At 33.6% G+C, this 21,730-nt stretch carries 19 protein-coding genes and 3 tRNA genes; 7 read left to right on the forward strand and 15 right to left on the reverse strand.

Annotated features, from left to right (window positions below):
* Positions 1 to 24: 24 nt before the first annotated feature.
* The 3 genes from glmS to FDY99_RS05785 are packed head-to-tail and all read right to left on the reverse strand — an operon-like array spanning position 25 to position 4,303.
* A complete protein-coding gene (gene glmS, locus FDY99_RS05775) occupies positions 25 to 1,878 on the reverse strand; it encodes a glutamine--fructose-6-phosphate transaminase (isomerizing) (protein ID WP_139419884.1) in 1,854 nt (617 codons plus the stop codon).
* A 29-nt stretch (positions 1,879 to 1,907) separates the two neighbouring features.
* Positions 1,908 to 3,521: a DUF4270 family protein gene (locus FDY99_RS05780; RefSeq protein WP_139419886.1), complete on the reverse strand. Its 1,614-nt coding sequence runs from the start codon at positions 3,519 to 3,521 to the stop codon at positions 1,908 to 1,910.
* A gap of 11 nt (positions 3,522 to 3,532) precedes the next feature.
* Positions 3,533 to 4,303, reverse strand: coding sequence for a glycogen/starch synthase (locus FDY99_RS05785; RefSeq protein ID WP_139419888.1), 771 nt, complete (start codon positions 4,301 to 4,303; stop codon positions 3,533 to 3,535).
* 167 nt (positions 4,304 to 4,470) lie between these two features.
* Between FDY99_RS05785 and panC the strand changes: the two genes are divergently transcribed.
* Entirely contained in the window at positions 4,471 to 5,319 is an 849-nt protein-coding gene (panC, locus tag FDY99_RS05790) for a pantoate--beta-alanine ligase (protein WP_139419890.1), read from the forward strand.
* A gap of 89 nt (positions 5,320 to 5,408) precedes the next feature.
* Here panC and FDY99_RS05795 read toward each other — a convergent pair.
* From FDY99_RS05795 to FDY99_RS05805, 3 genes are all read right to left on the reverse strand, one after another.
* A tRNA-Lys gene (locus FDY99_RS05795) sits at positions 5,409 to 5,481 on the reverse strand.
* 81 nt (positions 5,482 to 5,562) lie between these two features.
* Positions 5,563 to 5,645, reverse strand: a tRNA-Leu gene (locus FDY99_RS05800).
* 35 nt (positions 5,646 to 5,680) lie between these two features.
* A tRNA-Lys gene (locus FDY99_RS05805) sits at positions 5,681 to 5,753 on the reverse strand.
* A 116-nt stretch (positions 5,754 to 5,869) separates the two neighbouring features.
* Between FDY99_RS05805 and FDY99_RS05810 the strand changes: the two genes are divergently transcribed.
* Positions 5,870 to 6,385, forward strand: coding sequence for a shikimate kinase (locus tag FDY99_RS05810; protein WP_139419892.1), 516 nt, complete (start codon positions 5,870 to 5,872; stop codon positions 6,383 to 6,385).
* 26 nt (positions 6,386 to 6,411) lie between these two features.
* Here the strand turns inward: FDY99_RS05810 and FDY99_RS05815 are convergent, their stop codons facing one another.
* Positions 6,412 to 6,849, reverse strand: a complete 438-nt coding sequence (locus tag FDY99_RS05815) for an RNA-binding S4 domain-containing protein (RefSeq protein ID WP_102979799.1) — start codon at positions 6,847 to 6,849, stop codon at positions 6,412 to 6,414.
* A 54-nt stretch (positions 6,850 to 6,903) separates the two neighbouring features.
* Between FDY99_RS05815 and FDY99_RS05820 the strand changes: the two genes are divergently transcribed.
* Positions 6,904 to 7,644: a hypothetical protein gene (locus FDY99_RS05820; RefSeq protein ID WP_139419894.1), complete on the forward strand. Its 741-nt coding sequence runs from the start codon at positions 6,904 to 6,906 to the stop codon at positions 7,642 to 7,644.
* A 45-nt stretch (positions 7,645 to 7,689) separates the two neighbouring features.
* On the opposite strand, the gene FDY99_RS05825 is transcribed toward FDY99_RS05820, so the two are convergent.
* The 3 genes from FDY99_RS05825 to FDY99_RS05835 all read right to left on the reverse strand — a co-directional run bounded on the left by FDY99_RS05825 (position 7,690) and on the right by FDY99_RS05835 (position 11,254).
* The gene (locus FDY99_RS05825; protein WP_139419896.1) at positions 7,690 to 9,192 is read right to left on the reverse strand and encodes an FMN-binding glutamate synthase family protein; all 1,503 of its coding nucleotides are present in this window, start codon (positions 9,190 to 9,192) and stop codon (positions 7,690 to 7,692) included.
* Between the two features lie 56 nt (positions 9,193 to 9,248).
* Positions 9,249 to 10,595, reverse strand: coding sequence for a tRNA (N(6)-L-threonylcarbamoyladenosine(37)-C(2))-methylthiotransferase MtaB (mtaB, locus tag FDY99_RS05830; RefSeq protein ID WP_139419898.1), 1,347 nt, complete (start codon positions 10,593 to 10,595; stop codon positions 9,249 to 9,251).
* Positions 10,596 to 10,660: 65 nt separating this feature from the next.
* Positions 10,661 to 11,254 (reverse strand): DUF1572 domain-containing protein, encoded by a 594-nt coding sequence (locus FDY99_RS05835; protein WP_139419900.1) that lies wholly within the window; start codon positions 11,252 to 11,254, stop codon positions 10,661 to 10,663.
* 70 nt (positions 11,255 to 11,324) lie between these two features.
* Here FDY99_RS05835 and FDY99_RS05840 point away from each other — a divergent pair, with 70 nt between their 5' ends.
* A complete protein-coding gene (locus FDY99_RS05840) occupies positions 11,325 to 11,684 on the forward strand; it encodes a nuclear transport factor 2 family protein (protein WP_084550735.1) in 360 nt (119 codons plus the stop codon).
* Positions 11,685 to 11,734: 50 nt separating this feature from the next.
* Here the strand turns inward: FDY99_RS05840 and FDY99_RS05845 are convergent, their stop codons facing one another.
* Complete coding sequence (locus tag FDY99_RS05845) at positions 11,735 to 13,831, reverse strand: T9SS type B sorting domain-containing protein (protein ID WP_139419902.1); 2,097 nt, start codon at positions 13,829 to 13,831, stop codon at positions 11,735 to 11,737.
* A gap of 136 nt (positions 13,832 to 13,967) precedes the next feature.
* A complete protein-coding gene (locus FDY99_RS05850) occupies positions 13,968 to 14,765 on the reverse strand; it encodes a hypothetical protein (RefSeq protein ID WP_139419904.1) in 798 nt (265 codons plus the stop codon).
* 198 nt (positions 14,766 to 14,963) lie between these two features.
* Here FDY99_RS05850 and glgP point away from each other — a divergent pair, with 198 nt between their 5' ends.
* Positions 14,964 to 16,622 carry an alpha-glucan family phosphorylase gene (glgP, locus tag FDY99_RS05855; RefSeq protein WP_139419906.1) on the forward strand — a complete coding sequence of 553 codons (1,659 nt, stop codon included), beginning with the start codon at positions 14,964 to 14,966 and terminating at the stop codon, positions 16,620 to 16,622.
* Positions 16,623 to 16,681: 59 nt separating this feature from the next.
* Here the strand turns inward: glgP and FDY99_RS23315 are convergent, their stop codons facing one another.
* A complete protein-coding gene (locus FDY99_RS23315; protein WP_228448745.1) occupies positions 16,682 to 17,146 on the reverse strand; it encodes a hypothetical protein in 465 nt (154 codons plus the stop codon).
* Between the two features lie 116 nt (positions 17,147 to 17,262).
* Here FDY99_RS23315 and FDY99_RS05865 point away from each other — a divergent pair, with 116 nt between their 5' ends.
* Complete coding sequence (locus tag FDY99_RS05865; protein WP_139419910.1) at positions 17,263 to 19,392, forward strand: S9 family peptidase; 2,130 nt, start codon at positions 17,263 to 17,265, stop codon at positions 19,390 to 19,392.
* 58 nt (positions 19,393 to 19,450) lie between these two features.
* Here the strand turns inward: FDY99_RS05865 and FDY99_RS05870 are convergent, their stop codons facing one another.
* Together FDY99_RS05870 and FDY99_RS05875 are read right to left on the reverse strand one after the other, a co-directional pair.
* Entirely contained in the window at positions 19,451 to 19,753 is a 303-nt protein-coding gene (locus tag FDY99_RS05870; protein ID WP_139419912.1) for a type II toxin-antitoxin system RelE/ParE family toxin, read from the reverse strand.
* Positions 19,743 to 19,988, reverse strand: coding sequence for a hypothetical protein (locus tag FDY99_RS05875; RefSeq protein ID WP_139419914.1), 246 nt, complete (start codon positions 19,986 to 19,988; stop codon positions 19,743 to 19,745). The genes FDY99_RS05870 and FDY99_RS05875 overlap by 11 nt, the downstream gene beginning before the upstream one ends.
* An 86-nt stretch (positions 19,989 to 20,074) precedes the next feature.
* Here FDY99_RS05875 and FDY99_RS05880 point away from each other — a divergent pair, with 86 nt between their 5' ends.
* Complete coding sequence (locus tag FDY99_RS05880) at positions 20,075 to 21,727, forward strand: peptide MFS transporter (protein WP_139419916.1); 1,653 nt, start codon at positions 20,075 to 20,077, stop codon at positions 21,725 to 21,727.
* Positions 21,728 to 21,730 lie beyond the last annotated feature (3 nt).

Below are 21,730 nucleotides of genomic sequence, written 5' to 3' on the forward strand. Positions count from 1 at the left end.
ACTTATTTTATTTCCAAGTACTTTTTACTCTACAGTTACTGATTTTGCAAGATTTCTTGGCTGGTCTACATTAGCACCTCTATATACTGCTATATAATAAGCTAGTAGTTGTAAAGGCACAGAAGCTACTATTGGAGAAAAACATTCTGATGTTTCAGGAATTTCAATCACATAGTCTGCCATTGCGCTAACTTGTGTATCTCCTTTGTTTACAACCGCAATTACTTTACCTTTTCTAGCTTTAATTTCCTGCACATTACTTACAATCTTATCATAATGGCCTTTTTTAGGGGCAATGATAACAATTGGCATGTTTTCGTCAATTAGAGCGATTGGGCCATGCTTCATTTCTGCAGCAGGATAACCTTCTGCATGGATGTAAGAAATTTCTTTTAATTTAAGAGCACCTTCCAAAGCTGCAGGATAATTATAACCTCTTCCTAAGTAAAGGAAATTGGTTGCATTGATGAAGTCTTTTGCAATACTTTGAGTAAGCTCGTGAGTACTCTCCAAGACTTCTTCTATTTTCTTAGGAAGTGCATCCAACTCAGAGATAAGACTCATAAATTCAGCATTTCCTAAGTTACCGTTGTGTTTTCCTAACTTTAATGCAATTAAAGAAAGGATAGTCAACTGAGCTGTAAATGCTTTTGTAGAAGCAACACCAATTTCTGGTCCTGCATGAGTATAAGATCCTGCATCTGTAATTCTCGCAATAGAAGAATCTACTACATTACATATACCATATATAAATGCACCTTTTTCTTTAGCTAATTTTAAAGCAGCCATTGTATCTGCAGTTTCTCCCGATTGAGAGATAGCAATTACTACATCTTTATCTGTAATAATAGGATTTCTGTATCTGAATTCTGAAGCATATTCTACTTCTACAGGAACTCTTGCAAATTCTTCAATTAAATACTCTCCGATAAGACCTGCATGCCATGAAGTACCACAAGCAATGATGATTATTCTGTTAGCATTTTTGAATTTTTCTACATGGTCCCAAATTCCCGCCATTTTAATAACTCCTTCATTTACAATAAGTCTTCCTCTCATTGTATCGTGGATCGATTTTGGCTGTTCAAAGATTTCTTTAAGCATGAAATGCTCATATCCACCTTTTTCTATCTGCTCTAAGCTTAATTTTAATTCTTGAATTTCAGGAATTATTTTAGAATTTTCTGTAATTGTTCTGATATCCACACCGCCTTCTAATGATATAGTCGCCATGTGACCTTCTTCAAGATAAATTGCTTCTTTTGTAAATTCAACAAAAGGAGAGGCATCAGAGGCAATAAAATATTCTTGATCGCCTATTCCAATTGCTAATGGAGAACCTAATCTCGCAACAACCAAAACTCCAGGATGATCTTCATGCATTACGGTAATAGCATAAGCTCCATAAACTTCATTTAAAGCATATCTTACAGCTTCGGGAAAATCTATCTCAGGATTAATATCTGTAAAATATTGGATAAGATTAACTAAAACTTCTGTATCTGTTTCCGATTTGAAAGAAAAACCTTTCTCAGTAAGCATTGTTTTAATTGTATCATAATTTTCAATGATCCCGTTATGTACAAGTGCTATTTTATTATTATTTGAAACATGAGGGTGTGAGTTTCTATCACTTGGTACACCGTGAGTTGCCCAACGTGTGTGTCCCATCCCTATTTTGGAAGTTCCTTTTAAATCATTAGAAATATTGACCAAGTCATCAACCTTTCCTTTAGTTTTCTCAACACTAAAGCTGTTTTCTGTGTTTTCTAAAACAATTCCGGCACTGTCGTAACCTCTATATTCTAATCTTCTAAGACCATTGATAACAATATCATAAGCATCCTGAAAACCTGTATAACCAACTATTCCGCACATATTTTATTCAAATGTATTTTTTAATGTTTTTATTTTTTTGTACCGTAAGTAACTTTTAATTGAATTTTGTTCTCGTTCGAATTGTCTGAACCTATAAAAACAGCTCTTCCCGTAGAAAATGCTCGTGTAGTGTATTTGTATCCAGCAATAGAACTAGAAAGACTAGGAGTAAACTGAGCAAGATCTATTTTGAAATATTTGTCTTTATAATCGTTATAAGTATCAGTCGATTCAACAATATCTTTTAAAGATTTAGTTACCGTAAACTCATAATAGGCAGGATTTTTATCTGTATCATAGGCTCTTATAGGAATAAATAGAGCTCCTAAAGAAGTATAATCAGTTGTAAATGCTGTTGTTTCTTTTCCATCAGAGTCTTTATCTCTTTGAACGATCGTAAAATCTTTGACACTTGGTTTTGGATAAGGATTTGACCATTCTAATTTATCTGTATAAATTCTGATTTTAGCACTAATAATAGCAGCCTTGTCATTTTGATATTTCTCTTTCAGCCTATCAATCTCTTCTTTTTTGAATTTTATACCAATAGAATTCCCTCCCATTCCTTGTGCAAAAAGTTTTGCGTCACCAGTAACACTATTTGGGTTAGCATAGGCTTGAACAGCCGCACCACTTCTATTATATTCATAGAAACCAGAACGCATATTTGTACCTTTTATAGTAAAGTCATACTTTGTTTGAGGTCTAGTATTGACACCATCTACAAGTTTATCGTTCTTATAATACATAATCAGCTCCATATCATCAGGAGTAAACTGGAATAAATAACCATCATCTTCAGCAACGGATACCTTTAAACCTTTGAAGTGTCTGATAAAATTTGATAAATCGCTTAACTCAGGCTGTCCTTTCTTATCAATAATTTTAGACTGAAATATAGAAGGCGACAACTGAATCCTTAAACCTGGTGCCGGTGTTAATAATGATATTGTTGAAGGAAATATTTGAGAATTATCCGAATCTTTTGTAATTGAAACAGAACTTACGTTACCATTTTTAATTTCTTTTGAACCTAAAAGTGTAGTATAATATGTAGCAAAATCTTTATTAGAATAGACAATATCGTTATATCCATTCATAAAATCTTTTACTTCGTACACTTGTAGTGTAAGATTCTTTTTAGCTTTCCCAAACTTTGCAACAGGATATGTACTTACTACTTTTTTAGCATTTATATTTCCATCAGGATAAATGTAATTCTCATCTGTGGTAGTAGCTACAAGCGAGTCAGCACGATAAATCGGTTTAATCACCAAAACTACCGAATCTACTATTGCATTAGTTCCAAAATCAGGGTTATAAGAAGGCAATCTTACTTGGGTAAAATAAGAAGCTTTTTGCTTACCAAACTGATTCTCATCAAAAGCTCCCAAAACAGCAGTTGAAGCAGTTGAACCAGGACTAATAAGATTTAATAGTTTATATGCATCTGTTCTTATTGTATCATTATTATTAATATTATACGCAATAAGATCATAAGAAGATTCTACTCCCTCTGCTGCACCATTTAAAAATAGCTGTTCACCTAAAGAATCCGGTTCCGGTTCGCAGTTATAAACTAATACACCACCTAAAACCATTACAGAAAGAATGGTGAAAATTTTTCTAATATTATAAATCATCAAAATGTATATTAATATAATTTACTGATAGAGTCTACATCTAGGTATTCAGATTTTGAAGTAGTTGTTTCATTGAAACCTTTATCAAGATCACCGTTCAAAAACTCATCTCCTTTTACAACTTCGTCTACATAATTCATACTTTCGATTACGAAACTCTCGAAGCTTGGATTATTTAACGCATTTAAATCTGAAATATTATCAAACTGAAGTTTCTCGCCTACATTTCCTGCCAAAGCTGCATCTTTCTCATTATATAATGAAAGTACAATTTTAGCATCTTTGAAGTAAGTATCAGATTTGTAATATGTTTTCAGATAAATAGGCACAAAAGAAGACATCCATCCATTTAAATGGATAACATCTGGAACCCAGTTTAGTTTTTTGATTGTTTCTATCACACCGCGTGCAAAGAATATCGCTCTCTCGTCATTATCATCAAACGCTACTCCTTCGTCATCAAAATAATATTGTTTTCTTTTAAAGTATTCTTCGTTATCAATGAAATAAACCTGTAGTCTCTCACCCGGAAGTGAAGCCACTTTAATAATTAATGGCTGATCTAAATCATTGATAATAATATTCATCCCCGAAAGACGAATTACTTCATGAAGCTGGAATTTCCTCTCACTTATCTGTCCGAATCTTGGCATAAAAACTCTTACATCATTGCCTTCTTGGTGCATTTTAAGTGCCATTTTGTTTACCACCGCTGCTAAATTTGTATCTTCCTGATAAGGGTACATCTCTGTGGTAATGTACAGTATTTTCTGATTGGGCATATAATTTTTTATATAATTTTTAAATAACGCTTAATATGCAAAATTACGAAAAAACATTCAACATTATCCTAATTAACATTTTTTTACGATAGTTCTTAAGATATTGCTGGAAAACTAAAAATAAATATCTTAATATTAGTATTTTTGAATTGTTATTAAAATAAACTATGGAAGTTCTAAAAAACAAAAAAACACTTCAGGATTTTATAGAAAGACAGAAGGAAATGGGCAAAAAAATAGGTTTTGCGCCAACAATGGGAGCTTTACACAATGGGCACCTGTCATTATACGAAGCTGCAAGAAAAGAAAATGACCTGGTCATTTCTTCAATTTTTGTAAATCCTACACAGTTTAACAATGCTGAAGATCTCGAAAAATACCCAAGAGATACCGATCGCGACATCTCCATTCTCAAAAATTCAGAATTGGTAGATGCTGTTTATCTTCCTCAAGTTGAAGATATTTATCCTGAAAAAACAGAAAGCCAGCGTTACGATTATGATGGTTTGGAAAATGAAATGGAAGGAAAATCAAGACCGGGGCATTTTGACGGGGTAGGAACAGTAGTTGAAGAACTTTTCAGACAGGTAAAACCAGACAACGCTTATTTTGGAGAAAAAGATTTCCAGCAATTAGCTATTATCAAAAAAATGGTCGAGAAAAAGCAACTTCCTATTAAAATAAAAGGAGTTTCTATTTACAGAGCAGAAAACGGTTTAGCTTTAAGCTCAAGAAATCAACGTCTCACCGAAACCAGAAAAGAGGATGCTAGAATAATTTTCGAAACATTAACAAAAGTTAAAGAATGGTTTAAAAGCACTTCAGTTTTTAACATTAAAGAAAATGTAGACGAAATTTTTTCTCATCAAAAAAACATGAAATTAGAATATTTTCTGATTGCTGATGAAAGCACATTAAAAGAAACCAATCAAAAAGAAGATGGAAATTCTTACAGAGCCTTTATCGTAGTTGATGTAGACGGAGTAAGATTAATTGACAATATGCACTTGGATTGACACAAAAATCAAAGGCTTCCTTCAGGAAGCCTTTGAACACCAAATCACAAAATATTAATATGAAAAAAATTTACTTTTCAGTAAACTTGTGACCCGGCTGGGATTCGAACCCAGGACCCATACATTAAAAGTGTATTGCTCTACCAGCTGAGCTACCGAGTCGGTCACATCAAATTAACGACGACAAATATAAAATTAATTTTATAAAATATCAATGATTAATTAAATATTTTTTTTCTGCAGTGCCTGCGACTGGACTCGAACCAGCACATCCTTAGGAAACCACCCCCTCAAGATGGCGTGTCTACCAATTTCACCACACAGGCAATAAAATTACAAAAATCTAGTAATTTTTCGCTAGTGACCCGGCTGGGATTCGAACCCAGGACCCATACATTAAAAGTGTATTGCTCTACCAGCTGAGCTACCGAGTCGGTCACTTTATTATCAAGTTTCATTGTTAAGTAATGTCCCTTGTTTTTAGTGGTGCAAAGATATAACTTTTTTCATTATCTCAAAACTTTTTCGCAAATTTGTTTAAAATATTTTCATGATAATTTCACTGGTAGGATACATGGGGAGTGGCAAATCTCACATTTCCAAAATATTAAGCGATAAAATAAATTTTAAATTAATTGACCTCGATAAAGCGATTTCTCGTCGAAATAAATTGACCATTCCTGAAATCTTCGAAAAAAAGGGAGAAATTTACTTTAGAAAGCTAGAAAGAGAAACTTTGGAGGAAATTTTAGCCAGCCAAGAAAACATCGTTTTGAGCTTGGGTGGAGGAACGCCGGTTTATTATAATAATATGGAAATTATTAATAATAATTCGAAGAGTATTTTTCTAAGAGCTTCAATCACTACTTTAGTAGAAAGAATTTCAAAGCAGAAAGAAAAAAGACCTTTAATTGCAAAAATTGCCGATGAAGATATCCCGGAATTTATTGCTAAACATTTATTTGAGAGAAATGTTTATTACAGCAAGGCACAATTCAGCATTAATACGGATAATAAAAATCCTGAAGACATTATTCAGGAAATAATAGAAAAGCTCTATCTCTAGAGCTTTTTCTTTTTATAAATTAACGCTTAATCGTTGGTTTCAGAATCACTGCCGTCTTCACCAAAGAAATCATCCCAATCTGTAAAATCAGCAGTGACATCATTTTCCACATAATCATCCATATCTCTTCTGTCTTTTTTAGTAGGTCTTCCTTCTCCTCTGTTTCGATAATACTCCTGAGACATCTTTCTCATCATTAATTGCTCGTACTGATCTTTATCTGTTACATCTTTGATATGAAGCGGAACTAATTTAGCTCCAATTCTACTTTTAGGAATCTGTATTACTTTAATTTTATACTCAATTTGGTTTTTGCGAATTTTGATAACATCTCCTTCTTTTACTTCTTTGGATGACTTCACAACCGAGGTTCCGATAGAAACTCTGTTCTTTTTTATTTCATCTGCAGATACCGATCTTGTTTTATAAAAACGAATGCTCCATAAAAATTTATCTATTCTCATATTTTTTTATACTTTTGTCGTTATATTATTTGTAAAGTAATTAAAGTTTTTGAAATGAAAAAAATATTTTTGTATATCCTTGCAGGATCGTTGTGTTTCGCAGCTTGTAAAAAGGATGATGAGGTGGAAACTTTCGTAGAACCGGAAGACATCAATGTAAGAAACTCTTATGACCAGCAGGCTATTCAGAAATTCATGGATAACAACTACTTAGATACGCAGGGAAACATAAAAGCTTTCACATCAGATGCTGCTGATGATAATGAGAAAAAATTATCTCAATTGGACCCTCAAACACTCCCGTCCGGAGTTATTTATATCAAAAGAACCGGAGCACAGCCTGAAGACAGCACTCCTCCTTCAACAGGTGTAACAATAGGAGATTCAACTCAGATTAGAACAATGATGAGAGCTAATTATTATCTTGCTAAAGATACAGATGGAAATGTTTCGTTTGGAGGAGCAGGAGCTCTTTTAAATACAATTGACGGAAGCGGCTCTCCCGTAACTGATCCTATGTTTTATTTTGTAAAAAAGAGCGTAAGAACTGCTGCCGGACAAAACAGTAGTTATTATGAAATAGCAGGCCTAAAAGAGGGTTTAAGATATTTTAAAGGTTTTGAAAATTTACCAGATGAAAATCCTTACAATCTACAAGGAGTAATTATTGTTCCGTCAAAAGCAGCTTTTGCCAGAAATGCACATTACAATTATACTGGATATTCTCTTCAAAACTATTGTTTTGTATTTAGCTTCCAGATTTATAAATCAAATCTAAGACCTACAGGTCAATAACAAATAGTAAAAAAAGCGCTTCAAATATTTGAAGCGCTTTTTTATTTATCTCACATTCCCTAAAATATCCGGGAAATATTTATCTGAAAGATGTTCAAACTCATCACCTCGCATAAACATACTTGCATCTACTTCCTCATAAGAGCTTCTTCCTGCAGCAGCAATCAACTCGTTACACGTATGTAAAGTATTTTTGTGGAAATGATATACTCTTTCTGCTTTATCAGTCACATCTAGCCCTTTAATCAACATTTTATCCTGAGTCGCTACACCTGTCGGACAATTGTTGTTATTACATCTCAAAGCCTGAATACAGCCAAGAGAAAACATAAATCCTCGTGCATTATTACACATATCCGCTCCCATTGCAACCGCACGCAAAATATCTAAACTTGTTAATACTTTTCCGCTGGCTATTACGCGTAATTTATTTCTAAGATTATAATTTCTTAATGTACGATTTACAAATATTAAAGCGGGTTCCAAAGGCATCCCTACTCCATCAGAAAACTCTGGTGGCGCAGCTCCGGTTCCTCCTTCTGCTCCGTCGATGGTAATAAAATCAGGATAAATTTTCAGAACATTCATCTGAACGCAAATATCTTCAAACTCTTTGGTATCACCGATACAAAGCTTAAAACCAACAGGTTTTCCACCAGAAAGTTCTCTTAGTTGATGTACAAACCGTAACAATCCTGCAGCATCAGAAAAAGATGAATGCGAAGGCGGAGAAATAATCGTCTGACCAGGTTGTACATGGCGTATTTTAGCAATTTCAGGAGTATTTTTCACACCCGGTAAAACTCCACCATGACCAGGTTTTGCACCTTGAGATAATTTAATCTCAATCATTTTTACACTTGGAAGAGTAGAATATTTTGTGAATAATTCAGGATTAAATTTTCCTTCATCATTTCTACAGCCGAAATATCCGGTTCCTATTTGCCAGCATAAATCTCCTCCTTCCAAATGGTGAGGTGAAATTCCTCCTTCTCCTGTATTATGATAAAAATTTCCTTTTTTTGCCCCTTTATTTAACGAAATTTGAGCTCTGTCACTCAATGCACCAAAACTCATGGCTGAAATATTAAACAATGAAGCATGATAAGGCTGAGTACACTGCTCACCTCCTACCCAAACTCTCGGAAGTTCTTCTTTTGGAGATTTAGCATAAATAGAATGCTTAATTCCTTCATATTTTCTATGGTTTACTTCTAACTGAGTTCCAAAAGGAACGGTGTCGCTAATGTTTTTTGAACGTCTATACACTGCAGAACGTTGGTTTCTGGGAAATGGTTTTCCGTCTGTTTCTCTTTCAATGAAATACTGCTGCATTTCGGGTGAAATACCTTCAAAAAAGTACCTGAAATATCCCAAAACAGGAAAATTCCTCAGAATTGCGTGTTTTGATTGGTAAGAATTATAAACTCCTAATGCGTAAATGGCTGTTAACAGCGTAGGAATCCAATAATGTGCTTTGATCAGTAACGCCACAACCCATGTTGCAGCTACCAATACAATTCCCCAAGATAAGAACTTATCTCTCATAAGAATATAGATTTAAAACGTTAAAGAATAAATTTAGTGGAAATATAGCAAACAGACTATGCTTTTGCTAAAAAACTTTCGTAAGACGATTGCACAGAAACCGTGCCATCTGACAGGATTTTTTCTAAATTTAGAAATTCAATTTGATTTACTGAAGCCTGATCAAAATCTTTTTGCACCCTCACATAGTTTTCTGTGAAGCCGTACATTTTGCCGTCTTTATTTTCGTGCTCCCAAAGAACGGGAAGCGTCTTTCCTAATTGAGTCTGATAAAATGCCATTTTTTTCTTTTCAGAAAGAATTCTAAGCATTTTATTACGTTTTTTTCTTTCCGAAATCGGAACAACACCCTGCATTCCTACCGCTTCAGTATTTTCTCTTTCAGAATAAGTAAATACATGAAGATATGAAATAGGAAGATCATTCAGGAAGTTATACGTTTCCATGAATAATTCTTCGGTTTCACCAGGGAAACCAACAATAACATCCACACCAATTGCCGCATCGGGCATTACTTCGCGAATTTTATGAATCCTGTCGTTATACAATTTGGTAAGATAACGACGCTTCATTTTTTTCAGCAACTCATCACTTCCCGATTGCAAAGGAATATGAAAATGCGGTACAAAACTCTTGCTTTTAGAAACCAATTCGATGCTTTCATCTTTCAAAAGATTGGGCTCAATAGAAGAAATACGGATTCTTTCAATTCCTTCAACCTCATTAAGTTCAGAAATTAAATCTAAAAAAGTATGTTCGTGTCTTTTGTTTCCAAACTCACCTTTACCGTAATCACCGATATTTACACCTGTTAAAACAATTTCTTTGATGTCTCTTTCGGCAATTTCTCTGGCGTTTTTCAATACATTTTCGATAGTATCTGAACGGGAAATACCTCTTGCTAAAGGAATTGTACAGTACGTACATTTGTAATCGCAACCATCCTGAACTTTCAGAAAAGCTCTGGTTCTGTCACCAATGGAATAACTTCCGATAAAAAAATCAGTCTCTTCGATTTCACATGAATGAACAACACCTTCGCTTTCAGATTTTTCTAAATCGTCGAGATAACTCAAAATATTGAATTTTTCTTTGGCTCCAAGAACCAAATCTACCCCAGCGATTTGTGAAATCTCTTCAGGTTTCAGCTGTGCGTAACATCCAACAATTACGACCAAACCTTCAGGATTGGCTTTCATTGCTCTTTTTACGTGAAGTTTACATTCACGATCAGCGTTTTCGGTAACCGAACAAGTATTGATTACATAAATATCTGCTCTATCATCAAAACTTACCTTATCATAACCTGCATCTGTTAATTGACGGGCAATAGTAGATGTTTCCGCAAAGTTTAATTTGCAGCCAAGAGTATGAAATGCGGCAGTTCTATGAAAGTGAGACATTTATTTTCCTGAATTTTGTGGGTGCAAAGATAATCAATTTAATATGAATTTTAAATTGATTTGGTCTATAGTTTATAATCGTCTCTTACATCAGGACTATTTGCAAAACAAACCGAAGAAGAATTTTGAATCTCTGCCTCATCTTTTGTAAATTTATCTTTCATTTCATTATTAAAATCCTGAGATTTATTTCTTGCAATAGAAAGCGTTTTCCAATCTTCATTTTTCATCATTTTAGCAATAAAAACAATCTGACCGATATGATAGGGGTAATGTGCCAATTGTCTGAAAACCGCATCAATCACCGAATGCGCCTCGTTTCTGATATAAATAGTTGAATATAAATTTTCATCATTAATCTGACTCAAAGCATCAAAAAGACAACTCCAGCCTTTTTCCCAATAGTTTAAAACCTCATCTTTCGATTTAAAAGTGTTTACGAATTCTTCATCACGGTTTCGCCAAGATTTCTCACCATCTTCCGTTAAAAAATTCGTCCACCTCGACAACATATTTCCTGCAACATGCTTCACAATCACCGCAATGGAATTACTTTCTTCATTGAACTGCCAGAAAATCTGCTCGTCTGAAAGCTGTGCAAATGATTTATCGCCGAGCATTTTGTAGTATTCAAATCTTTTGATAAATAGATCTTTCATGATAAATGTTTAATATTTTATTTAAAACCAATTTAAGATTTTTCACGTATATAAATGTAAATTGCAACCTATGAATTGTAAGATTAGCCATTTTATGCAGGATTTGAATTCCTTAAACATTGAAAAGCTTGAAAAATGGTTTACTGATGAAACTGTGATTTGGATTCCGCCTACAAAAGAAATTTCAGGAAAAAGCAGAATCTTAGCATTATTCAGAGCTATTTTCAGAAGATACGAAAAGATTGAATGGAGCGTTTCTGAAATTTTCAATCTGGGAAATAATAAATATTTTTACCAGACCAATTCCTTAGGCAATATATCCGGAAAAGGAAGTTATGCCAATGAGATCTGTACGATTATACAATTTTCAGAATGCGGAAAAATACTTTATCTCTCTGATTATTTTAAAGATACAAAGGTTTTTAATTAACAAAAGCCATCTTTTGCAAGATGGCTTTTGTCATATTTAATTATTTCTAATTATTCTCTGTTTTTCAATAATACCCAACCTGAGTATTTAATTGGTGTTCCTTTTTTGTCATTTTCATTCCATGACACAGAATACCAATAATTTCCGGTAGGAACTTTTTTATTACCTGCAGTTCCGTCCCATTTATAATTATTCAGTTTATCTGCCTGGAAAATTTTATTTCCGTATCTATCAAAAACATTGAAGATCAAATTCTGTTTGTTTGCCAAAGCAGAATAATCTATCACATCATTGATGCCGTCTCCGTTTGGCGTGACGACATTCACCAGATTTGGAACAACAATTCCGATTTCTATCGGTTCACAATCATAAGCATCTTTCAAGTAGATTTTGTGATCTCCTCTTTTTATATTCGTAAATACGTTAGAATCTTGCCAAGCGATACCATCCATTGAATATTGGTAAGGAGCTTTCCCTCCATTTACATTAATTGTTATAGTCGTATTAGAAATATCAACACTTGTAATAACCGGCTGTTCTGAAGAATATACTTTTACGTTTTGCAGAATGATACAATCTCCGGTTTTTAATTTCACCCAATACGTTCCAACTCCCACATTAGAAATAGTTTGCGTTGTTGCACCGGTGCTCCATTCATAGCCATCAAAGCCTGCTCCTGCATCCAAAGTGGTTTTGTCTTCAATACAAATTGTTTTATCTTTTAAAACCGTAGAGTACACTGGAGGAATTACTTCTAATTTAATTTTTGCAATACCATAACATCCGTTTCCGTCTATAACTCTTACATAAACCACTCCATTTGGAGAAATATAGTTTGTGAAGTTTGAAATTTCGTTAGTTCCATTCGTTGCATCGGTAAGAGATGGATAATATTTTTTTGTAGTTCCTGTCTGAGCAGTCACTGAAGCTGTTGTAAGATTAAAAGAAGCCGTTTTAAGATTAACATCAAATGTGCAAGCTCTCAAAATAGCATCATTTACTACAACTTCCGGGTAGAAACGTAAAGTAATCACTGCATAATCTGAGCAACCGTCTGTTGTTATCACATCAGCATAAACAACTCCTTCTGCAGAAACATACTGACTAGGATTGGCAATTTGCCCTGTTCCTGCATTTAGATTTGCCAATGTAGGATAATAAGTTATTGTAACATTTGTGCCTCCAAAAACATTCGCTGTGGTTAAGTTAAATGTTCCCTGACCTTTTTTATTATTATTACATGCAAAAATCGTAACATCATTAGCAGTAATATTTCCTAATTTAAATTTAAAAGCACCGATTTGTCGGCAAGAATTAAGTGCATTATTAGGACTCGCTGGATCTTGATAATGAATACTAAAATAATAAGTTGTCGTTGTATTCACAATTAAAGGAGCAGTAATAGGGCTTGCTCCCGAAAGCGCATCATTCTGTGATGTATGATAAGAAACTACAAAATTTGGGTTTCCATTTAAGATTCCTGGAGTCAGTGTATTGAAATCAAACAAAGCAGGACTTGAGCAAATAAGAATCTCACGCGGATTGTTTGGATTAGCCGCAGGAATTCCTGGTGGGATAAACGGATTTGGCTGTAAAGCAGGATTGGTAAAGGGAGAAGCTAAAGTAGCAGTCCCACCCCAAGTTAACGAAAAAGGTGCAGTAGTACTACCACCTACTCCTACCCAATTATCTATATATAAATAATAAGTTTGTCCAGCAACCACATCCAAATACTGACAATAAGGAGTAGAAGAACCTCCCGCTGCGCTTATTATTGTACTTGTCATATTCAATCCTGTAGAAGCCCCCACACCGATTACCGTTGCCGCATTGCATCGAATTGGTGAACCTAAACTTCCACATACAGCATTAGGACCATAAATCGCCCAATCATAATCTGCATTGGGATTGTTAGGAACCAAATCAAAAGTAAGCGTTCCACTGGTAGCGACCGTTAATTTATACCATATTGAATTATTTTCTCCATCTGTGAGACAGCCTCCCAACACTTCATCGACCAGGCCAATCCCTGAAGGGCTGTACGTAATATTAGAATTTCCACAAACAGCCAAAGCTGTAGAACAATCTGCTTGTGAGTAAAAACTCTGTGAGATACAAAAAAGAATAAATAGTAAAGTTTTTTTCATGTCTAATTTGATTAATAGTTAAAGTATACCAAATATACTTAAATTTAATTAATATCACTAAATAATGACAAAAGTAAAATACTTACCAACAAAACGTAAATTTAATTGTATTATTCATACTAATTTCACAAAAAAACTACTTAATACTAGTCATATTCCCACAAAGATTTTCGAGATGAAAAATCTTATGAAAAGGGCTTTTTACTTGAGTTAAATGTTCCCTGTCTTGAATAAAAGTATATCGCGATGCAATAGAATTCATATCTGAAACAATAACTAGCCAACATTCATCAACAGAAGTATCATAATATGGAAACTTTTCGTTCTTTTTTTCGATCAGTTCAATGATTTTCTCAGAGCATAATTCATCAAAAAGACTCATATTATATTCATAGGTAATAAAAACATTTCTGCGATGAGAAGATTTTCTGATGTTTTTTACACAGCCAACAGGTTTTCCTTTTTTAATGCTTTTGTAAATATTTAAAATAATTTCCTGTTGATATTCCAGAGAATCAAACTTAATATTTGTATGAAATTCTAAAAAATAAACACCACGATATTTCGTAGTGTCTTCTTGTTCGAGTAATAATTCTGCCTGACGGAAAATCTTATTTAAGTTACTTTCCACCTTTTTCATTTCAAGATGATTGATCACTTCCGTTAATTCTATTCCTATCTTTTTTTCGTTAAGAGTGGCAATAAAATCCGGACTTTCGCAGGTAAGATTTTCAAAGGTAACTTCAGGAAAATGGTGCATAAAAGAGTTAAGCAATAAAATTTCTGCTTTTTTCTTATATTTTTCACGGTCATGAAGTTTTGACTCATCAATTTTTCGGTGATATTTTTCCATCGGCTTTTTCTTCAAATGCCGATTGAGATGATACAGGCTGAGATTTTTTATTAAATCTTCATCAGAAAATGCTCTTTTCATGTGTGGACTTTTAAAAGTTAATAATGACACATGTTTTCACGGTTCAGACTGAAAGCTTTTGATAATCAAAAATTTACACTTAAAGGTAGTTAAAAATAAGATTCAAAAATCTCTTTTAAAATAATTTATCATATAATTAATACAGAGTTTGTTTTCTTAATCGATACCTTTACTTTGTTTAACACAAACAATGATTTTATGGATTTCAGAAATTTCAAAATGCCTTTCAGTATCAATCCAAAATATGCTGAAAAAGTCGCTTATTTTTCAATGGAATTTGCTCTTGAGCAAGTTTTAAAAATATATTCCGGAGGTTTAGGTTTTTTAGCCGGATCTCACATGAGAAGTGCCTACAATCTTAATCAGGATCTTATCGGGATCGGAATTTTATGGAAATTCGGGTATTACGATCAGGCGAGAAATCATGATCAAACTTTACAGCCAACCTGGACGAGAAAAATGTACAGTTTTCTTGAAGATACAGGTATAAAGTTTCAAATTGAAATCCACAGCGCTCCGGTTTGGGTAAAAGTCTGGTATCTTGATCCTGAAATTTTCAACACCGCACCGATATTTTTTCTTTCCACAGACGTACCGGAAAATGATCATATCTCCAAAACAATTTGCCATAGACTGTACGACGCCAACGAATCTACAAAACTGGCGCAATATATTCTTCTTGGAAAAGGCGGTGCAAAACTTTTAGATGAAATGAATATCGACAGAGATGTGTATCATCTTAATGAAGCTCACGGTCTTCCGGCTGCGTTTCATTTATTGAAAAAATATGACGGAGACATTCAGAAAGTAAAAGAAAAACTTGTTTTTACGACACACACTCCCGAAGAAGCAGGAAATGAAAAGCACAATCTGAAATTATGCTACGACATGTCATATTTTTCAGGTTTAAGCATGGAAGAAGCAAAAAAACTTGAAGGTTCTGATGGTGAACTTTTCAACCATTCACTTTGTGCTTTGAAAATGGCAAGAATTGCAAATGGTGTTTCAAAGTTACATGGTGAAGTTTCCAGAGCGATGTGGAGTAAATATCCCGGAATCTGTGAAATTAAATCAATTACCAACGCTCAGGAATTTAAATATTGGGGCGATAAAGAACTTTACAATTCCAAAGACGAAAAAAACGACACTCTTTTCGATTACAGAAAGAAAATTTTAAAGAAAAGATTATTCAAGATTGTAGCCGATCAAACCGGAAACTTATTTGACCCCAACATTTTCACAATTGTCTGGGCAAGAAGATTTGCAGGTTACAAAAGAGCAGATTTACTTTTACAGGATAAAGAAAGATTCAGGAAACTACTTAACAATCCAAAATATCCGGTTCAGATTATTTGGGCAGGAAAACCTTACCCGATGGATTATTCTTCGATTTCTACATTCAATGTTTTGGTGGAGGAAAGTAAAAATCACAAAAACATGGCGGTTTTAACAGGATATGAACTGGCTTTAAGTAAATCTTTAAAACAAGGTTCAGATTTATGGTTAAATAATCCTAGAGTACCGAGAGAAGCTTCGGGTACATCGGGAATGACCGCTGCAATGAACGGTTCTGTCAACCTTTCTACAGACGATGGCTGGATTCCGGAATTTGCAAAACATGGCGAAAATTCTTTCGTTGTTCCGAAAGCAGATTACATGAATATGAGTATCTATGAACAGGATCGATATGATTTCAACAAATTATATGAAATTCTTGAAAACGAAATTCTACCAACCTATTACGATCAACATGATCAATGGCGAAAAATACAGCAGAATTCGATGAAAGATGTAAAGCAAAATTTCAACAGCGATAGAATGGCAGACGAATATTACAGCATTATGTACAATAAATAGAAATAAAAAAAACCGTGAAAAATTAATTTCACGGTTTTCTATTTTTTAAATTTAATTTTCTAAGATTTTCGTTTCGAAACACCGATTTCATAAACACAAGCATGTTTCAGATATTTTGATCGTTCTCTTGAAGTTACCGATTCTAAATGATCATTTTTAATAACGATGATTGGGTCTTCTGTGTTTTCAATTTCAAAATTCGCAAAATATCTTTCTTCAGGACCCGTTTTATCCATGCTTGCTTTTATCTTCTGAAGTTCACCTGCATATTGTTTAAAACCGGGATCAGAAGAATGTATAAATTTATATTCAGGACCTGCTTCTACAAAATAATGGAGTTTTTTCTCAATAATTCCTGCTTCATTAGTAATCTGCGGATTATCGTTTCCATCTTTAAAAGCTATCTCTACTAATTCTCCGCCTTCTTTTTGTACATAATTTTCAGCTTCATTAAAGTTTGAAAATCCTGTAATTACCACTTGATCTTTTAGATCATAACGATTAAGTTTTTTATTAGTTTCCATAATTATTTTTCTTTGATTATAAAATATATTCAATTCTTTTGCCAAAACATTACAACAAAAGCTTTTTCTTATCAGATTAATAAAATTATTATCTTTGAAATTCTTTAAATTAAGCAATGAAAAAATTCTTACTTAGCCTTACTGTTATTGCGGCATTTCAAAATGCTACGTCACAGGAAATCACTTTAGACAAAATATATTCAGGATACTACCGTGGCAAAGGCATTGCCGGAATTGCATCTATGAAAAACGGTGAAAATTATTTGGTCATCGAGCAAGGCGGAATTGCAAAATATTCTTACAAAACTTCTCAGAAAGAAGGAAATCTGGTTGATGGAAATTTTGAGAGCTATGAATTTTCTGATGATGAATCTAAAATACTTTTGTTAAAACAAAGTCAGCCTATTTACAGGCATTCTTTTTTAGGTGTTTATGATGTTAAAGATTTAAAATCTGGTAAGGTTTTAAGTTTAAATGAAGGTAAACCTGTACAGGAACCACGATTTTCTCCGGATGCTAGCAAAATCGCTTTTATTGTTGATAACAATTTGTTTTATCAGGATTTAAATTCAGGAAAAATCACTCAGATTACCGAACATGGAGTAAAAAATAAAGTTCTGAACGGTTTAGCAGACTGGGTGTATGAAGAAGAATTTGGACATGCAAGATTATATGAATGGACTAAAAACTCTGCAGACATTTTATTTGTAAAATTGGTTGAAACTGATGTTCCAGAAATTTACATTCCTATCTATGGAAAGTCACTTTACCCTACCGAAATGCGTTACAAATATCCGAAAGCAGGAGAAAAAAACTCTGTTGCAACGGCACATATTTATCATTTAGCAGACGGAAAAAAGACAAAAGTAAATCTTGACAATTTTAAAAACTATTACATTCCAAACGTTATTCAGACAGCGAATTCAGATGAAATTGTTTTGATTACTTCACAAAGAACGCAAAATGCGTCTGATGTTTTGAAAGTAAATACCAAAACTGGTGAAGCAAAAAAACTGTTTACAGAAACTGACGATAAGTGGATCGATACAGAAAATGTAACGTTGGAATTCCTTGAGGACAACAGTTTTCTTTGGGCTTCAGAAAGAGATGGTTTCCGTCATTTGTATTGGTTTGACAAAGATGGAAAGCTGAAAAAGCAGGTTACAAAAGGAAATTGGGAAGTGACAGAATATTATGGTTACAATCCTAAATCTCAGGAAATTTTCGTTCAGACTACGGAAAAAGGAAGCATCAATAAAGTAGTTTCTAAAATCAATATTCAGAATGGAAAATCGCAGCTGATTTCTAATGCGGAAGGAAATAATGCCGCAAACTTTAGCAAGAATTATAATTATTTCATTGAAACTTCTTCTACAGCAGCAAAACCTTACACGTTTGTATTGAAAGACGGTAACGGAAAGCAGTTGAAAGAACTTCAGAATAATGACGATCAGCTTAAAAAATTACAGTCAGATAATTTTTCAGTAAAAGAATTTATTACGATTCCAAACGCTGCAGGAGATCAGATGAACGCTTGGATCATTAAACCTAAAAACTTCGATCCGAATAAAAAATACCCATTATTTATGTACCAATATTCTGGTCCCGGATCTCAACAGGTTTCTAATTCTTGGGACAACGGAAATGCTCTTTGGTTTGAAATGTTAGCTCAAAAAGGATACATTATTGCTTGTGTAGATGGACGTGGAACTGGTTATAAAGGGGCTAAATTCAAGAAAGTAACGTATAAGAATTTAGGAAAATACGAGATTGAAGACCAGATTGTTGCAGCAAAATGGTTAGGAAATCAAAAATATATCGATAAAACAAGGATCGGGATCTTCGGATGGAGCTTTGGAGGCTATATGGCAAGTTTGGCAATGACAAAAGGTGCAGATGTTTTCAAAGCAGGAATCGCTGTTGCACCGGTTACAAACTGGAGATATTATGATTCTGTTTACACCGAAAGATTTTTATTAACGCCACAGGAAAATCCGGCAGGTTATGATGATAATTCGCCTACAACTTATGCTAATTTGTTGAAAGGTAAATTTTTATTAATCCACGGAACAGCCGATGACAATGTACATTTCCAAAATTCTATGGAATTTTCTGAAGCTTTAATCCAAAACAAAAAACAGTTTGAATTTATGGCTTATCCTGATAAAAACCACGGAATTTATGGCGGACAAACAAGACCACAACTGTACCAAAAAATGACAGATTTTATTTTGGAAAATCTTTAAGATTTTATCTGAATTAAATAATAAAAAAGATCCGAGTCTCACATAAGATTCGGATCTTTTATTTTCTGTCTTTCCACTGTTCAGGGTTTCTCGAAGTATGAAAAACAGAATATATTTCAATTAAATTTTTGTGTTCATTGTAGAAATAATGAATGCCAAAGGGAAATTTCTTGAGAAAAACGATTCTATTATTATCATATTTAAGTTCACAAGACAAGGGATTTTCTTTAATAAAATCAATTTTATAACGAAACTCTTTAAGAAAATTATCCAAGAGTTTTTTATCAATTTTTCTGTACCAATTGTTGATCTCTTTTAAATCATTTTTCACAAAATGACTGTATATTAATTTAGTCGCCACTTTCTAAGTCATTTAGATAATCATTCATTTCAGACTCAGAAACAAAACTTTCAGGATGATCCTGTGAATATTTCAATCTTTTTCTTACTTCTTCTTTTTGCCATTCAGGAACTTCATATTGTTTTTCCTTAAGATATTTATATTTCAGAAAATCGATAAAATCATTTACTTCATATAGAAATTCTTTTGGTAGAGTATCCAGATTATTTTCGATGTCTTTTATAGTGATGTCCATTTTCATCTTTTATTTTACTCAAAGTTAATAAAATTCAAATATTGTTTTTAAAATTTTATATTTGTGAAATTGTAAAAATCTTATACATGAAAACCAAACATCCTAAAGGGCTTCCCTATCTATTTTTCACAGAAATGTGGGAGCGTTTCGGCTATTATTTAATCCTCGGAATTTTTGTGCTGTACATGATCGACAGTGAAAAAGGCGGATTGGCTTTTGATGATAAAAGCGCTGATGATATTTTCGGAACTTTTATCGCATTAACTTATTTAACGCCATTTTTAGGTGGATTTTTAGCCGACAGAGTTTTAGGATACATCAAAGCAATCTACATTGGCGGATTCTTGATGGGACTGGGTTATCTCGGAATTGGTTTTTTTAAAGAACTTCCTCTATTTTACGCTTCTTTAGCTTTAATTATCATTGGAAACGGATTTTTTAAACCTAGTATTTCTACACTTCTGGGAAATTTATACAACGAAGAACCTTATAAAGCGAATAAAGATGCAGGATACAATATTTTCTATATGGGAATCAACATTGGAGCTTTTGTCTGTAATATTATTGCTGCTTTCATGCGTAACAAATACGGATGGGGACCGGCATTTATGACAGCCGGAGTCGGAATGTTTGTAGGACTTTTAGTTTTCACCATCGGAAGACAGCATATTCTTCAGGCAAATGTTTTGAAACCTGCACAAGAAGGAGACACTAAAATTTCTGATGTTTTAGTAAAAGTATTTTTACCTGCAGTAATTTTCGGATTGATTGGATGGTTTATCCCCAACAATATTTTTGGAAGTGACAGTACAGATGCATTTATTTTCGCTTGTATTCCAGTAATTTATTTTTATGTAATGCTTTATGTAAAGGCAAATGCAGAAGACAAAAAACCAATTGGAGCCTTGCTTGCAATTTTTGCGGTAAGTTTAATGTTCTGGGCCGTTTTCAAACAAAACGGAACCGCTTTAACACGTTGGGCAAATTATTATACTGAAAGAACCGTTCCTGCAGCTGTAGAAAATCCTTTAGAATCAATATATTTGGTTGATAAAAAAGATTATCTAGACAAAGAAGTTTCTGTCTATGACGACCAGTATCAGGTAAAAAAAAACGAAAATGGCAAGGCTTTAAAAGAGCAAGGAAAAGATATTTATTTCAGAAATATTTCTGATACAGACAAAACAAAATTAGAAGCCAATCCTTCACAAACAGTAAATCTTTACAACACAGAATTATTCCAGTCGATTAATCCGGGTTGGGTAATTTTACTAACACCCGTTGTCGTTGCATTCTTCATGATGCTTCGTAAAAAAGGGAAAGAACCGAGTACTCCTTCAAAAATTGTTTTAGGATTATTTATCTCAGCGCTATCATGTTTAGTGATGGTAGGTGCAGTTTATGCCGGACAAAACGGCTTAGTAAAAGTATCAGCTTTATGGTTGATTGCTGCTTACGGAGTAATCACAGTGGGAGAACTTTGTCTCTCTCCAATGGGATTATCTTTGGTCTCTAAACTTTCACCACCAAGATTAACAGCTTTGATGATGGGTGGATTTTTCCTTTCAACATCAATCGGAAACAAACTTTCCGGAGTTTTAGCGAGCTTCTGGTACGATTATGACAATAAAGCTAATTTCTTTATCGTCAATTTTGGTTTATTGCTTCTAGCTACTTTACTTGGGCTTTCCATATTAAAAAGGCTTAATAAGATCATGAAAGAAAAGGGTGTAAATTAACCT

Source organism: Chryseobacterium mulctrae (genome assembly GCF_006175945.1).
GTDB lineage: Bacteria > Bacteroidota > Bacteroidia > Flavobacteriales > Weeksellaceae > Chryseobacterium > Chryseobacterium mulctrae.